The sequence below is a fragment of the Myroides sp. C4067 genome (genome assembly GCF_038039665.1).
GTDB lineage: Bacteria > Bacteroidota > Bacteroidia > Flavobacteriales > Flavobacteriaceae > Flavobacterium > Flavobacterium odoratimimum.
Map to the genome: position 1 here is coordinate 206112 of NZ_JBBPHJ010000004.1, position 14381 is coordinate 220492.

At 33.2% G+C, this 14381-nt stretch carries 18 protein-coding genes; 12 read left to right on the forward strand and 6 right to left on the reverse strand.

Translation table 11 applies throughout. The annotated features are described in order from the left end of the window. The 5 genes from AABL87_RS04395 (at position 1) to AABL87_RS04415 (ending at position 4518) form a co-directional block, all read left to right on the forward strand. Positions 1-591 carry a hypothetical protein gene (locus AABL87_RS04395; RefSeq protein ID WP_341277000.1) on the forward strand — a complete coding sequence of 197 codons (591 nt, stop codon included), beginning with the start codon at positions 1-3 and terminating at the stop codon, positions 589-591. Further along, positions 575-2869, forward strand: a complete 2295-nt coding sequence (locus AABL87_RS04400; protein ID WP_445929833.1) for an ATP-binding protein — start codon at positions 575-577, stop codon at positions 2867-2869. The genes AABL87_RS04395 and AABL87_RS04400 overlap by 17 nt, the downstream gene beginning before the upstream one ends. A 2-nt stretch (positions 2870-2871) precedes the next feature. After that, positions 2872-3501, forward strand: coding sequence for a response regulator transcription factor (locus AABL87_RS04405; protein WP_006258892.1), 630 nt, complete (start codon positions 2872-2874; stop codon positions 3499-3501). A 400-nt stretch (positions 3502-3901) separates the two neighbouring features. Next, positions 3902-4270, forward strand: a complete 369-nt coding sequence (locus AABL87_RS04410) for a hypothetical protein (RefSeq protein ID WP_006263552.1) — start codon at positions 3902-3904, stop codon at positions 4268-4270. A gap of 11 nt (positions 4271-4281) precedes the next feature. After that, complete coding sequence (locus AABL87_RS04415; protein ID WP_006265267.1) at positions 4282-4518, forward strand: hypothetical protein; 237 nt, start codon at positions 4282-4284, stop codon at positions 4516-4518. Positions 4519-4594: 76 nt separating this feature from the next. On the opposite strand, the gene AABL87_RS04420 is transcribed toward AABL87_RS04415, so the two are convergent. Further along, positions 4595-6787, reverse strand: coding sequence for a S9 family peptidase (locus AABL87_RS04420; RefSeq protein ID WP_341277002.1), 2193 nt, complete (start codon positions 6785-6787; stop codon positions 4595-4597). Positions 6788-6944: 157 nt separating this feature from the next. Between AABL87_RS04420 and AABL87_RS04425 the strand changes: the two genes are divergently transcribed. The 3 genes from AABL87_RS04425 (at position 6945) to AABL87_RS04435 (ending at position 8653) form a co-directional block, all read left to right on the forward strand. Beyond that, a complete protein-coding gene (locus tag AABL87_RS04425) occupies positions 6945-7640 on the forward strand; it encodes an SDR family oxidoreductase (protein WP_006258888.1) in 696 nt (231 codons plus the stop codon). A gap of 121 nt (positions 7641-7761) precedes the next feature. Next, on the forward strand, positions 7762-8166 hold the full coding sequence (locus tag AABL87_RS04430) for a DoxX family protein (RefSeq protein WP_006258887.1): 405 nt from the start codon (positions 7762-7764) through the stop codon (positions 8164-8166). Between the two features lie 103 nt (positions 8167-8269). Then, a complete protein-coding gene (locus AABL87_RS04435; protein ID WP_341277003.1) occupies positions 8270-8653 on the forward strand; it encodes a hypothetical protein in 384 nt (127 codons plus the stop codon). Between the two features lie 11 nt (positions 8654-8664). Here AABL87_RS04435 and AABL87_RS04440 read toward each other — a convergent pair whose 3' ends face one another. Beyond that, a complete protein-coding gene (locus AABL87_RS04440; protein WP_341277004.1) occupies positions 8665-9285 on the reverse strand; it encodes a class I SAM-dependent methyltransferase in 621 nt (206 codons plus the stop codon). A gap of 228 nt (positions 9286-9513) precedes the next feature. Here AABL87_RS04440 and AABL87_RS04445 point away from each other — a divergent pair, with 228 nt between their 5' ends. Then, positions 9514-10128 carry a GNAT family N-acetyltransferase gene (locus tag AABL87_RS04445; protein ID WP_341277005.1) on the forward strand — a complete coding sequence of 205 codons (615 nt, stop codon included), beginning with the start codon at positions 9514-9516 and terminating at the stop codon, positions 10126-10128. Positions 10129-10318: 190 nt separating this feature from the next. Further along, positions 10319-10912: a Crp/Fnr family transcriptional regulator gene (locus tag AABL87_RS04450; RefSeq protein ID WP_341277006.1), complete on the forward strand. Its 594-nt coding sequence runs from the start codon at positions 10319-10321 to the stop codon at positions 10910-10912. 25 nt (positions 10913-10937) lie between these two features. Here AABL87_RS04450 and AABL87_RS04455 read toward each other — a convergent pair whose 3' ends face one another. From AABL87_RS04455 to AABL87_RS04470, 4 genes are all read right to left on the reverse strand, one after another. Continuing rightward, positions 10938-11426 carry a DUF4259 domain-containing protein gene (locus AABL87_RS04455; RefSeq protein ID WP_341277007.1) on the reverse strand — a complete coding sequence of 163 codons (489 nt, stop codon included), beginning with the start codon at positions 11424-11426 and terminating at the stop codon, positions 10938-10940. 6 nt (positions 11427-11432) lie between these two features. Beyond that, positions 11433-11798, reverse strand: a complete 366-nt coding sequence (locus AABL87_RS04460; protein WP_341277008.1) for a DUF2200 domain-containing protein — start codon at positions 11796-11798, stop codon at positions 11433-11435. Beyond that, positions 11792-12160, reverse strand: coding sequence for a hypothetical protein (locus AABL87_RS04465; RefSeq protein ID WP_341277009.1), 369 nt, complete (start codon positions 12158-12160; stop codon positions 11792-11794). The genes AABL87_RS04460 and AABL87_RS04465 overlap by 7 nt, the downstream gene beginning before the upstream one ends. 167 nt (positions 12161-12327) lie before the next feature. After that, a complete protein-coding gene (locus AABL87_RS04470) occupies positions 12328-13494 on the reverse strand; it encodes an MFS transporter (RefSeq protein ID WP_341277010.1) in 1167 nt (388 codons plus the stop codon). Positions 13495-13591: 97 nt separating this feature from the next. Here AABL87_RS04470 and AABL87_RS04475 point away from each other — a divergent pair, with 97 nt between their 5' ends. Then, complete coding sequence (locus AABL87_RS04475) at positions 13592-13753, forward strand: AraC family ligand binding domain-containing protein (protein WP_341277011.1); 162 nt, start codon at positions 13592-13594, stop codon at positions 13751-13753. 13 nt (positions 13754-13766) lie between these two features. Next, positions 13767-14369: a helix-turn-helix domain-containing protein gene (locus AABL87_RS04480; protein ID WP_341277012.1), complete on the forward strand. Its 603-nt coding sequence runs from the start codon at positions 13767-13769 to the stop codon at positions 14367-14369. Positions 14370-14381: the final 12 nt, after the last annotated feature.

A 14381-nucleotide genomic window follows, 5' to 3' on the forward strand; every position in this document is an offset into this window, starting at 1 on the left:
ATGAACTTAGAACAATTAAAAGAGAAAGCGCAGACTTTGATCAGAGAATCACACCTTTTTGTAAAAGCAATACCAGGTGATGAGCAAATCGCTTATGTCAATGAAGAAGAAAGTATCAGCTTTATAATCAAATACCTAAATCAATGGATGGCTTTAATAGAGAAGGATGAAATATTCTCGTTCGAATCCATTGATATCCAATCAATAGATTTAAAGAAATACACAGCTCTAACAACTAAAATTCAACAAGTATACCCAAACTTCGAGCATTTGATGCATTTTGGAGATGCTGAAGTTCAACAGTGGGTTATAGATAATGACTGTAATAGTGATGATCTATCTGATTTACAATCTATTTATAATGACGATTATATAGACTTATGGATGCAGAGCCATCCGATGTATCATAATGAGGGAATATATGGATATGCAGGAGGCTGGGCTATGATTTGGCCAGAAGAAGATACTCCGATGCAATGGGATGAAAACTTAGAGTTTAAATATCAAATAGGATTACAATATGAGCCTTTTATAGATATTTATTTCAATAAGAAACAGAATAAATATATTTGTATTGAGCGTAATACCTAATATCTTGTATTTTTTGAAGAAATCTTTATATACCTTATCGCATTTAAAGTTGAGCATGAAGAGAGTTTCTCTTTTGACACTTGTGTTATTGGCTACTGCCATAGAGCCTGTGCTTGCTCAATCTTTAGAAAGTTGGGAACAAAAGTATAAAGCAGAAGTAAGTACTGGTACTGTTCAGAATACTGTGGTAGTGTCTTATATTTCTGCTCTTTATACGAATAAACAATATGATAAAGCTGAGCAGGTATTCACCCAAAATCTAAATACAGCCTTAAAAAAAGGAGATTATAATAGTGTAAGTATATTATATTGTATAGAGGCTGTAAATAGGCGTATTAGAGAGAATAATTTGGGTGCAGTAAAAAGCCTTGAATTAGCCAAACAGTATAGCCTAAAGTTAAACGATGCCGAGACTAAGGGCTATGTAGCTTATTGTGAGGGATGGTTATACAGTAGGGATGGTAAGCAGGATAAGGCTGTACACAGTATTATATCAGCTATTAAGCTTTATGAGGCTGCTAGTAGTTCGCCTACATTAAATAAGAGAAAAGCATTTGCTAATAGTGAGTTAGGTGTTATTTATGGTCAGTTAGGAGAGAAAGAGCTACATGAAAAGTATACTAAAACAGCACTTAAATATGCGTTATCACAGTCAGATCCGCAAGTAAAGTTTACAACCTTTATGCAAATGGGGAATCTGTATAATCGTCTATATGAGAGTCATTCTTCAGATATTAATTATAGAGATTTAGCGGAGCGATATTTCTTGCAATCGATAGACATCTTTAATCAGAATAAGGACGTAATGTATAACTTATCTGATTTATCTTTTGCCAATAATAATTTAGCGAGTTTATACCTATATTCTTTCCCAGATAGTTATCGTACGAAAGCTTTAGAATACGCTAAAAAAGCTAATCAGATTGCCCTGAAAATAGACCAAGCAGATCATATAGCTTCTTCGTATGGTATTATTTCTACTATCCATTTGGCTAATGGTGATAGTGATGCGGCTATATTATATTTATTAGAAGCGCAACAAGCTATCCAAAAGTCAAGTATTGTTGATCACAATATAGAATTGAATATTTACGAATCCTTAGTAGAGATTTATGTAGAACAAGGGAATTATAAGGAAGCTTTTTACTATCAACAAGAGTATTTAGCCCTATTCAAAAAGCTTTATAACCAAGATAAACTACAAATTGTAAAGAAATTAGAAGCTGAGTTTGATAAAGAAAGACAACAACAGAAGCTGATCAAACTTCAGTTTCAATCGGATCAAAATACACAAAAGATTCAACTGATGAGCGCTTTAGCTCAGCAGAGAGAACAACTGTTGAGCAATCTAAAATTGACAGAAGAGAATCAACGTAGTAGATTAAAATTTTCTGAGCTTGAAGCACAGAAGAATGCACAGCAACTACGTCTATCACAGTTAGAAACAGAACAGAAGAATAAGGACTTATTGACTTATAAGAGTATTGTAGCTTATAAGGATAAGCTCAACACCTTCTACGTTGCTTCTATGATATTCTTTATTTTAGTCGTGTTTTTATTGTTATATGCCTATAGACAACGTCTAAAGACGATGAAGCAGAGAGATACGCTACATAACTTAGCCATAGAACAAGAAAAACAAAATTCTAAAATATCTACTTTAACGGCTCTATTAGAAGGACAAGAGCAAGAGAGAGGGCGTTTGGCTCGTGATTTACACGATGGTTTAGGTGGTCTGTTATCAGGTACCAAATTACATCTTACGCAGTTAAATGATAAAGTAGAAGGTCAGGCTAAGCAGGGATTAGATAAATCCATTAATCAGATAGATGCTGCAGTCACAGAACTTCGTAAGGTAGCACATAATTTAATGCCTGATTTATTGGTTAATTATGGTTTAAAAGAAGCTTTAGACGAATTTGGAATTCGTATGTCTAATGATACTTTAGATATTCATATCGAATTTTTGAGCTATACGAATTCTCTATCTCAAGATCAACAATTGTTAGTCTATCGCATTATACAAGAGTTAGTAAACAACGCTATAAAGCACGCTGCTGCCTCTCAGATTATTATTCAGTTGGTAGAAGAAGAACACGAGATTATTGTCACAGTAGAAGATGATGGAAGAGGTTTTGATATTAATAAATTAGACTTAAAGAAGTCAGCAGGCTTCCACAATATACAATCGCGTATACAGTTTATGAAAGGTACATTAGCTGTACACTCAGAAGAAAATATAGGAACAAGTGTGGAATTTAAATTTCCTAAAAAGTAATTATGATAAAAGTTGCCATTACAGACGATCATCCTTTATTATTAGAAGGATTAAAAAATATATTAGGGTATCAATCAGAAATAGAAGTAGTCGCTTGTTTTTCGGATAAAGAAAGCATGATGCAAGGGCTCTTAACTACAGACACGGATATTATACTATTAGATATCAATTTAGCAGATATCAATACATTGGAGTTAATTAAACCACTTAAACAGAAATTTCCTCAGTTAGAGATTATCATGTTGAGTGTGCACAATGAATATGCTGTTATTAATAGTAGCTTAGCAGAAGGAGCGAAGGGGTACATTCAGAAGAATGCTTCTGTAGAAGAGATTATCTCAGGAATTAAAACTGTATTTGCAGGAGAAAAATACCTTTGTTCACAGTCTAAAATAGTCTTAGACAAAAAAGAAGAAGTAGGCTTAAAGCAAATCCCAAAACTGACTCGCCGTGAGAAAGAAATCTTAATAGAAGCCGCATCAGGTCTAACCACAAACCAGATAGCAGAGAAACTGTTTATCAGCCATCATACAGTAGAGAGTCACCGCAAAAACTTAATCGAGAAGTTTCAAACTTCTAATCTGAGTACAGCTATTAAAATGGCAATAGAGTATAATCTGATACAGAAATAGAGACCAATATATTCTAATCGATGTATGATTAATACAATTCTGCTCAGTAGTTAAGTTTGTTTTCGTTTAGCTGAATTTATGCTATTGCAGTTATTCTTTACATACCTATTTATAATCGAGTTGTTTATGATTCTTTTATATGTATTGATAGGATATGCTTGGGGAGTGCTAGAGGTATGCTTGCACCTTTCTTCGACAAAACGGCCTTTTAGGCTAGAAAACTCGAAGAAGACCCCTAGCATACTCCTAGAATCAGCAAGCGAAGCATGGAGTACTATTATTAAGAATAGATATAACAGAAATATATTATAAAATATTGTTTATTAATGCTTTAGTTTGGTAAATTTGTATTTGATATTATATGTGGTTATTCTAATATATTTAAAAACGCAGAGATATAATGATTCATTTAAGAGATTTAGAAGAGACAATAAGAATTAAAAAGAATTTAATTACGTCTCTAGAAGTTGTGGTGGCTAGCGGTAAAGATGGTGAGTATTATGTAGCTATTTCTCCTTCATTTCTAATAAGTGGATATGGAGAATCTGAAGATAAGGCTTTAGATGATTTTAAGTATAATGTAAATGTTTTTATAGAGGATTTAAATAAAATATCACTGAAAGAAAAAGTTGATTACATCCAATCACTAGGTTTTAAAAATGATAAATTACATAAAAAGAATTACTCAAAGGTTTCTATAGATGATAATGGTGTCCTACAAGGGCTTGAAAGACCTAGTCTAAAAACATTAGAACTAGATGTAGTCTAAAGAATAGGAGGATGGGAAATAATAGACCTGTTAAAACTAAAGATTGGGTGGCATACTTAAAGTTTCTAGGATGTACTTATATTAGAACAACAGCATCCCATGATCACTATAGATGCCCCAAATGTATCAGAACTATTACCCACAGAGAAAAAGATAAAGAAATACCAGCACTTCATTTAAGAACTAATCTTGCAACACTAGGGAAGAAGTTAAGTGATTTATATGAATGGATAGAAAGTAATAGATAATATATTTTATTATAAAGTAGTATGTATAAAAAATAAAGCCGAGAACTATGTCTCGGCTTTACTGTTTATGATAATACTATTTTGTATTCGGTTTCTCTAGGTAATCAAAGAAATACTGTGCTATCTTGTCATTTAAGTGAACTCTGTCTACTCCCATAACATTGTGTTCATGAGAAGGGTATAAGAAGTAATCTACTTGTTTCTTTGCTTTAATAGCCGCTTCTATAAACTCCATAGAATGCTGCTGAACCACTACAGGGTCTTGAGCTCCATGAATAATTAAAAGCTTGTTGTTTATTTTATCTGCTTTGTTAAGTAAGCTTGTTTTTTCGTATCCATCAGGATTTTCGCTTGGCATATCCATATAGCGTTCTCCATACATGATTTCGTACATTTTCCAATCCATTACAGGGCCACCTGCTACACCTACTTTAAATACTTCTGGGTGGTTAACAGATAAAGTTGTAGTCATAAAACCTCCGAAACTCCATCCATATACACCTATCTTATCTTGGTTTACATAAGGAATTGATTTTAAGTAATCTACCCCTTTCATTTGATCTGCCATCTCAGCTTGACCTAATTGTCTGTGGATTACTTGTTCGAAGTCACGTCCTCTATTAAAACTACCTCTACTATCTACCGTAAATACGATGTAGCCATGCTGTGCCATATAGTTAAAGAACAAGTTCGCTCCACCTAACCATGTGTTGGTTACTAACTGTGCATGAGGCCCTCCATATACGTATACCATCACAGGGTATTGTTTGTTTGCGTCGAAGTTAGTAGGGTAGATGATACGTGCATTTAAAGGAGTTTTTCCATCTGCAGCTGTAATCGTCTTAATCTCTGTCTTAGGCATTGTCACAACACCATCAAAAGGATTTTTAGACTCTAACACTTGTTGCTCTTTTTTAGAATCAGCATTGACAATAGTAACTTTGTTAGGGGTCTCTAAGTTGTTAAACTGATCTAAGAACAATGACTTACTCTTGTTTAAGACAACACTATGTGTTCCTGATAACGTAGTGATCTGTTCTGTTTTACCTTTTTTAAGGTTTGTTTTGAATAACTGTCTATCTAATCCTTGATTCGTAACTCCTATATAGTAAAGGTTTTTAGCGTCTTCGTCGAAACCTAAGAACTCGTTTACTATCACGTTTTCATGCCCTAATTTCTTGATTAGCTTGCCATTTGTGTCGTATAAGAATAGTTGTCTATATCCATCTACTTCAGAGAAGTATAAGAATTGATCAGGTGCACCAGGTACAAATACTAGACTATTAGAAGGTTCTGTATACGTTTTAGATTTTTCTTCGAATAACGTTTTTTCAAAGGCACCTGTAGCAGCGTTGTATTGATTTACTTTTAAATGATTTTGTTCTCTATTAAGAACTCCTACATAAACATAGTTTCCTGAAGGATCCCAAGTAACCATGGTTAGGAATTGGTCTGCTTCACCAGTTTGTAGAGTTACCTTTTTACCAGTATATACATCATAGATTACTAATGATACTTGCTCATTAGCCATACCAGCCATAGGGTATTTGATGTTTTTTACTTCTGCCACGCGCTCACTCCATTGAATGATAGGGTATGAAGTCACCATACTTTGGTCTTTTCTATAGTATAGAAGTTGGTCTTGTTTTGGGCTCCACCACATTCCTTTTTTTATACCAAACTCATTGCGGTGAGTATCACTACTTCCGTTGATGATATCTAGAGCAGGATCATCAGTTACTTTAACATCACCACCTTTATTAGTAGTCACTACGATATTATTATCTTGTAACCAAGCGATGTGATCTCCATTGCGAGAGATGATTTGTTGGTCACCATTAAGATCAAATTTAAATGAGTTGACTACCTTTTTATCAGTAAGGTTAACCTTGAAGTAATACTTTGATTTAAAAGTAGAATCAGGAGTATAAAACTCGATTTCATTGTCATTTAACCAAGTTAGGTTAGTCGGGATGATTCTAAGGTTAAATGTAGTCCCTTTAACTGTATTATTGATTACTTCTTCTAATTGTTTAGCAGTAAGAGCTGTTTGTGACTCCCATTTGTTAGCTTGACTTTTTATTAAAAGGCTATCTCTATTTTTAGTTACAAAACTCAGGGTATTGTCATTCTTCCAAGATGGTTGAAGTATTCTTTCTGTAGCAAACTGTCTACCTTGTCCTAGTGTAGCCTCTGTCATATCAAAGTTGCGTTGTGCAAACATGATGTTTCCAGCTAGCAAAAAGAATAATACTGATTTGTTCTTCATAATTACTATAGTTGTTTTTATCGTCGCTAATTTAAATCCAAATATGTCACTAGCCAAATTAGAGTATAAAAAAAAACAATGTATGAGCCTTTATGACAAGAGAGAATAGTTCTTTTTTTATATCTTTATTCTTTAAATAATCCATAAAGAATAGTATATGCAAAAAGTAGTGTACATCACAGGAGGTACTAAAGGTATAGGAAAGGGAATTGCTCAAGCTCTTTTAGAACAAGGATATAAAGTAGCAATATCAGGTAGGAATATAGATACAGTTAACGAAGCTATTGCTGAATTAAAGCATACAGATAATATATTAGCAATTCAATCTGATGTAAGGAAGTATGAAGATGAAGAGAAGGCAGTGGAACTAATCGTAGAGAAATTCGGAAAATTAGATATTGTGATTGCCAATGCGGGAGTTGGTATCTTCTCATCTATAGAAGATATGAGTCTTGAGGATTGGAATACAATGATAGATACGAATCTAACTGGGGTATTTCACACTTTAAAGGCGTCTGTAAAGCAATTAAAGCAGCACAAAGGGTATTATATCAGTATTGCCAGTCTAGCAGGGATAAACTTTTTCGCTAATGGAAGTGGTTATAACGCTAGTAAGTTTGGTGTAGTAGGTTTTACTCAAGCAGCTATGTTAGACCTTAGAAATGCAGATGTAAAGGTGACAACAATATTGCCTGGTTCTGTGACTTCTAATTTTAATAACCACCAGCCGTCTGATGCAGATCACTGGAAAATACAGCCAGAAGATATGGGACAGTTGGTAGTAGATATCTTAGCGATGAATCCTCGTGTGCTTCCTAGTAAAATAGAAATAAGACCAACTAAAACTAGCTAATATATCTCAAAGTCACAAGACTTTAAGGAGAATTAAGAAAGATCAATTAACACAAGGTATTATTTCGGTTTTTTGTATTACAAAATCACGAAATAACAGAATTACAAAAAAACAGTAGTATATGAATGCAGATTTTGGAAAATTCCTATTGAGATTAGGTGTTGGAGGACTAATGATCTTCCACGGGATCCATAAATTAATACATGGACATGATTTTATTATTAACCAGTTGAAAGCACATAATCTACCAGAGCTGCTTTGGATAGGAGTGCCTATCGGTGAGATAGTAGCACCTATATTTTTACTGGTGGGGTTTGCTACACGTATTTCTGCTTCTATTATAGCATTTACGATGTTTATGTCTCTATTCTTAGTAAAGGGAATGGGAAGCTTTGGCTTAGATCCTAATACAGGAGGGGTAAATGCTGAGCTGAACTTATTATATCTATTAGCTGCCTTAGCTATAGCCTTTATAGGCCCTGGAACTATTCGTTTTTATAAAGGGAAAAAAGGGATGTGGGTCTAGATGTTTATGTGATGTTGTTTTCTTGTAAAACAAAATATCTCCTTAAAAGAGTAAAATCACAAAACAATATCACGATATCACAGCATCACAAAAAAACAATAAAATGAGAGTATCATTTGATTTTGATGGAACATTGACAGAAGCAGAAGTAGCTCAATATGCAAAAGAGTTAACTAATAAAGGAATAGACGTTTTTATCGTAACGGGGAGGTATAATGAATTGCTTTGTGCTATGAATGGAGGGGGAAGTAATGATGATTTATTCTTACTAGCAGATAAAATAGGTATCGCGCATAAGCATATTATATTTACCAATAGAGCAGATAAAAGCTACACTATAGGTGGTAGTGGTCTTATTTGGCATTTAGACGACGATTTAAACGCTCTAAATGATATTAACAGATATTCTGATGTTAAGGGAATTTGGATAGGAGAGGACAACTGGAAAGAGCAATGTGATAAATTAATAAAGGAGGCTAGTATCTAATACATAGCCTCTTATTTTTTTCGTAAGACAACTAATCTCTCGGTAAGCGTCTCAATTTGATAATCAAAATGCTCTGCTATATATTCAATAGTTTTGAAGGTGTAAATAAAAACATGGGTTTGATCCTTGCGATAATACCAATTTTTAAAATCAGCTTGTTCTGTAAACAAATGCGTTTTAATGATGAGTAAGCCTGATTGTTTTAAAATCTTCGTTAGTTTATCAATTTCTTTATAAGGGGTATAAAAATGCTCAAATACTTCACAGCTAAAGATATAATCATATACTCTATCTAGATAAGTAAGGTCTGGATGAAAGAAAGGATCATAAAGATCGACAGTATAGCCTTGTTCTACCAGTTGTTTTGTAATTACAGGGCCTTTCCCACATCCATAATCTAGACCTAGCATAGCTGGTGTGCAGTGTGCTAATACAGTATTCGTTACAGGAGCTGTAAAATGTTGATAACCGATATCATTCACATCATTATTATGACATTCATAGTGGCTTTTTTCTTTGTCTTGATCAAAGTAAAGTACTTCATCCTTTAGGTATGCATTACACGTATGGCAGATATAATACTCTTCATCTGCCTTAGTACTTAAAGGTGTATTACACAGTGTACAATTCATGTTTATGTTTTAATTAGAGTACAAAAGTAAGTATTTAAGTCCATTGCCTCTCTAAAATGATTAAATGGATATTGAGACATCGTTTTTTGTAGTTTCATTCTATAAAACAGTAAGCTGGTGTATTGATTATGTTGCTTGATGTCTTCTTATAACAACAAACTAAAAGAGAATACTCGTTTGTTATACATTTACTCCTTACTAATTAATAGGGAAGTTATATAAATAATTATGGCTAAAAATAACAACACACAATGGATTCCATATCCAACAGTATTAGAAGGTACAACGGTAGATCTTATTCCTTTAGAAAAAGAACATTTAGAAGAATTATATCAAGCTAGTGCGGATAAAGAACTTTGGAGATTAGTACCTACAGATTGTTCTGATAGAGATATTTTTTATGACAACTATCAAAATGCTTTAGCTGCAAGAGAAAAAGGAATACAATATCCATTCGTTATTATCGATAAAAGAACACAGAAGATCGTAGGTTCTACACGATTCTTTGAGATATATGAAGCAGATAAGAAGTTAGAAATAGGGTGGACTTGGATAACACAAGAGTATTGGGGGAGTGTAGTAAATCTAGAGTGTAAATTACTACTCTTAACCTATTGCTTTGAAGTACTAAAAACAAATCGTGTACAACTGAAAACGAAAGATACTAATATTCGCTCTAGAAAAGCCATAGAGAAGATAGGAGGAGTCTTTGAAGGTATTCTGAGAAAGGATAAAATACAGAATGATGGTACTACTCGTAATGCGGCTTACTATAGTATATTAGACGATGAGTGGGTAATATCTAAAGAAAAGATACAGTTATTGATTAAAAATATAATTTAGGTTGTATTTATACTGTTAAGTTTAATCTATTTTTAACACATAATTGAGTTGTATGAGCTAATTATATGATAATAATCATACACTAGCAATTATTCTCTTTTTGAACTACTTAATTAACAATATATATTCTTGTTCTGGCATATAATGTGATATATTTAATATTGACCAATAATTTATCATTATGATGAATATGAGATTATTAAAAAAATATGGGGCTGAGACAGTTGTTTATGAAAAAGATGATTTCATTTTTGAAAAAGGCATGAAGGCAGAATACTTTTATTATATCGTAAATGGAGAAGTGAAGTTAAATATTTATGACGACGATGATAGTAGAGAATTTATATTTAGTTTTTATTCTCAAGGACAAAACTTCGGAGAAGGAACTATATTTTTAGAGACAACCTATATCTGTAATGCCATTGCTGTTGAAGAGACAAAAGTATTAAAATTAGACAAAGAAAACTTTCTAAACCTTATTAAGGAGGATCATGATTTCTCTTTACTGATAAACTATAATCTATCTAAGAAATTGTATTTTCAAGGAGTGATGGCACCTAAGATTTCTGCTCAGGATGCAGAATTGCGCGTACTAACGTTATTAAATTACTTAAAGACCAATTGGCAACATCCTTTGATTCAACAGGAGCTGTATATTGTAGATTTAACTCGACAAGAAATTGCTGACATGACAGGTTTAAGAGTAGAAACGGTAATCAGGAGTATTAAGAGATTGAGAGAAGACAATAAATTAAGAATTATAAAAGGAAGAATTGTATTATAGAAAAGCCTCTATTTTTTAGAGGCTTTTATTTTAGTTCATGTTCTAATCTTTTTGCTAACCTATTTAAATGTTCTTTCCATTCTTCAAAACAGTCTGAGTCTCTCCATAATTCAACAGATTCTCTTTCTCCATCTTCATCAGGTACTTCATTTATCATATCTTGCATATATCGCAGTAAGAATCCTAGGGCTAATTTATCTCCCTTAAATTCGGTTAGACGTAGCTTAAGCCCTTCTTGGATCTCATTACCATTACCGTAATGAAGATAGCCATCATCTTTAAAAATAAAGTATAGCTCCGTTAAAGCCATAGCTGTATTATCATAGTAAAAATCTATATCGTCAAAGCTCTTACCTAGAGCCCCTATGTCTTGTAGTCTTTGGACTAGCTTCCCTAGATCTAAGTGAAACTTATCAGATGAGGAATAATTATCCTCGATATAGTCTTCGATGTAATTAATTGTGTCAAATCCATCATCGCTTTCTAATGCTTTATATCCCCATGCTCCCCCCATAGTTGTTTAAGTTCGAAGTATTTTTTCCATTGTTTTTCCTTTTGCGAGTTCATCAATTAATTTGTCTAGGTAGCGTATATTTTGCATAAGTGGATGTTCAATATCCTCTACGCGGTAACCGCAGATAACTCCTTTGATAAGCTTAACATTAGGGTTCATGAGAGGAGCATTAGCAAAGAAATCCTCAAAGTTTACTTTCTTTTCTATTATTTGCTTCAAATCATCCTGATTATACCCTGTAAGCCATTTTATGATCTTATCTACTTCTTCTTTTGTTCTGCCTTTTTTTTCTGCTTTAGTAATATAATGAGGATAGACACTCGCAAAGGAGGTGCTGTATATTCTATGATTCTCCATGTCTTTACTTACCATATTTCAATTTCTTTTGTGAATACTTGATCACCATCTACTTCTATAATAACCTTAGAAGGAACAAAACTATTGCCTTTATACTCCGGAAAAGCTTTGTATTGTACTTTATAGCCTTGTTGAAGTAAGTCAACAATATAATTATCTATTTCTCTTTTTTGAAGAGCAGCTTCTGGTGAAACATATAAAATATTAAAAGGGGAGTCATCTCCACCAAAAACTAAACCAATAAGATGTAGCTTATCTAAATGACCTTTATTAAAATGTCTTTCTGCTTCCTTATGACTACATATTTGAGTGTAATCACAAGTATCTGTTGGTTCAACAGCAGGTGGTTTTCTTTTAAAAATATCAAAAATCCCCATTGTATAATCGTTTAGTTAGTTAATAGTGAGTTCAATATAAACTATTTTTTTGATTCTACAATCGATAAATATACTAGGAGTAGTCATTATATTAAAATAGCACTCTAGAATTAAAAGTTACATCTTTTAACTCTAGAGTGCTATAGGTTAAACCAATAAAGTGGGGACTATAGTTTTCCTTTTTTAGATAGAAATACAATACCTAGTGCTAAGAAACTCCACAACAGCATTTGGGTTAAGGATCCGAGCCATCCATTGATACTCCAGCTAATCAACCCAAAGAACGTTCCTATACCAGCTCCTATGAAATAAGCAGTCATATAGACTGTGTTTAATCTACTATGAGCTTCTTCACTAAGCGCGTAGATACGAGTAAAATTAGTGATTTGTGTTGCTTGGACTCCAATGTCTAATAAGAATATAGCGATAATCAAGATTATAATAGAGTTGGGGAAAATAAGCATTCCCACAAGACTAATAATTACTAATGATATAGTAAGGAACAAGTTTTGAAAGACTTGTCCTTTATCTGCTAATTTACCAAAATAAGGGGCTACTAAGGCTCCTCCGATAGCGACTATCGCAAACATACCTATCATAGAAGGGGTATAGTTAAAGGGCGCTCCACTTAAGTGAAAAGTAAGTGTAGTCCAGAAAGAACAGAAAATCCCAAAGGTTAAGGAACCTAATAAGGCGGCTTGTCGCAGTGTTTTGTGTTCTTTGACTAAGCGTAGTGTAGATTGCAATAACTGAATATAACTACCCTTAAACTTAATAGGTGCATTAGGTAGAAATTGCCACATCAATATAATACTAATGCAGATCATAATTGCAGAGAAAGTAAAGACGCTCTGCCATCCCCATAGATCTGTTAACCATCCACTGACTAGACGTGAGCCAAGAATACCACATAGTATTCCACTAAAAACAATCCCTACACTTTTCCCTCTATTCTCTTTGTTTAACAGAGCTGCCATAGGTAAGATAATTTGGGCAGGAGTAGAGCATACCCCGGCTAAAAAACTCAAGATTAGCAAGAAGTTTAAATGAGTGGTATTAGCAATACACATTAATACAAATATCTGTATGATGGATATCGCAATGATTAATTTTTTTCTATTGATCTTATCTCCTAAAGGAAGTAGGAAGAACATACCTATACCATAACCTATCTGAGCTAGCATAGATACTTTGCCTACTGTAGCTTCAGATTCTCCGAGTGTTTCAGCAATGTTTTTTAGAATGGGTTGGCTATAGTAGACATTAGCTACAATAGTCCCCGCAGTAAATGCCATAATAGGGATAGCATATTTTTCTTTGTTTTTGATTGACATATTGTTTAGTTTGTTAAGTTGGCAAATGTAGTAGAGTTATCAAATACACTTTTGTATATTCTGTTATATTAATAGTATATTTCGCTATGTTTGTAAGATGAAGTTAGTACAGTTCGAACCTTTGTTTTTAAGGCATTTTCGCACAGAAGAGTGGCCATTTACTTACCATAATCACAATCATTATGAATTAATGCTGATCAGTGAGGGGAGTGGTATACACGATTTAAATAAAGAACAAAGAAGAACAAACACGATTTAGAGTCATCAAGTTTTTGCCTAGCGCAGTTAAAGATGGAGTTAATTCTAGTATAACAGATTATTGGGATAACCTACTGATTAACTTAGGCAGGAAGTGGGAAGTTAGCAAACAAAATAGTATTGATATAGAGTTGGTTAATAAGATTATTTCAATTGTTGATTTAATGATTACAGAGTGGGAACAGAATGATCATAGAACGACAGAATTACATACTAACTTATTGAGAAGTGTACTAATTCTGATGGATCAATCTACCTCTCAATCGACAGTATTAGCAGAACAATATAATACTTCTAAAATAGAGCGAATACAGAATTATATTCATGCTTATATTCATTTGCCAGATTGTTTAGGAGTAAAGCATTTAAGTCATGAATTTGGTCTTTCAGAGTCAGGATTTAGAAACTATTTTTCAACCAATATGGGGATGAGTCTGACACAATATGTAAATGGTTTAAAAATAGAAATGATCAAAAAGAGAATTAAGCATAGTGATCATAATTTATCAGCAATAGCATTAGAGTTTGGTTTTACTGATGCTAGTCATTTTACGAAGTATTTTATGAAGCACACTGCCCTAACTCCATTACAGTTTAAAAGAGATAATAAAGTATAAAAAAGGGACACT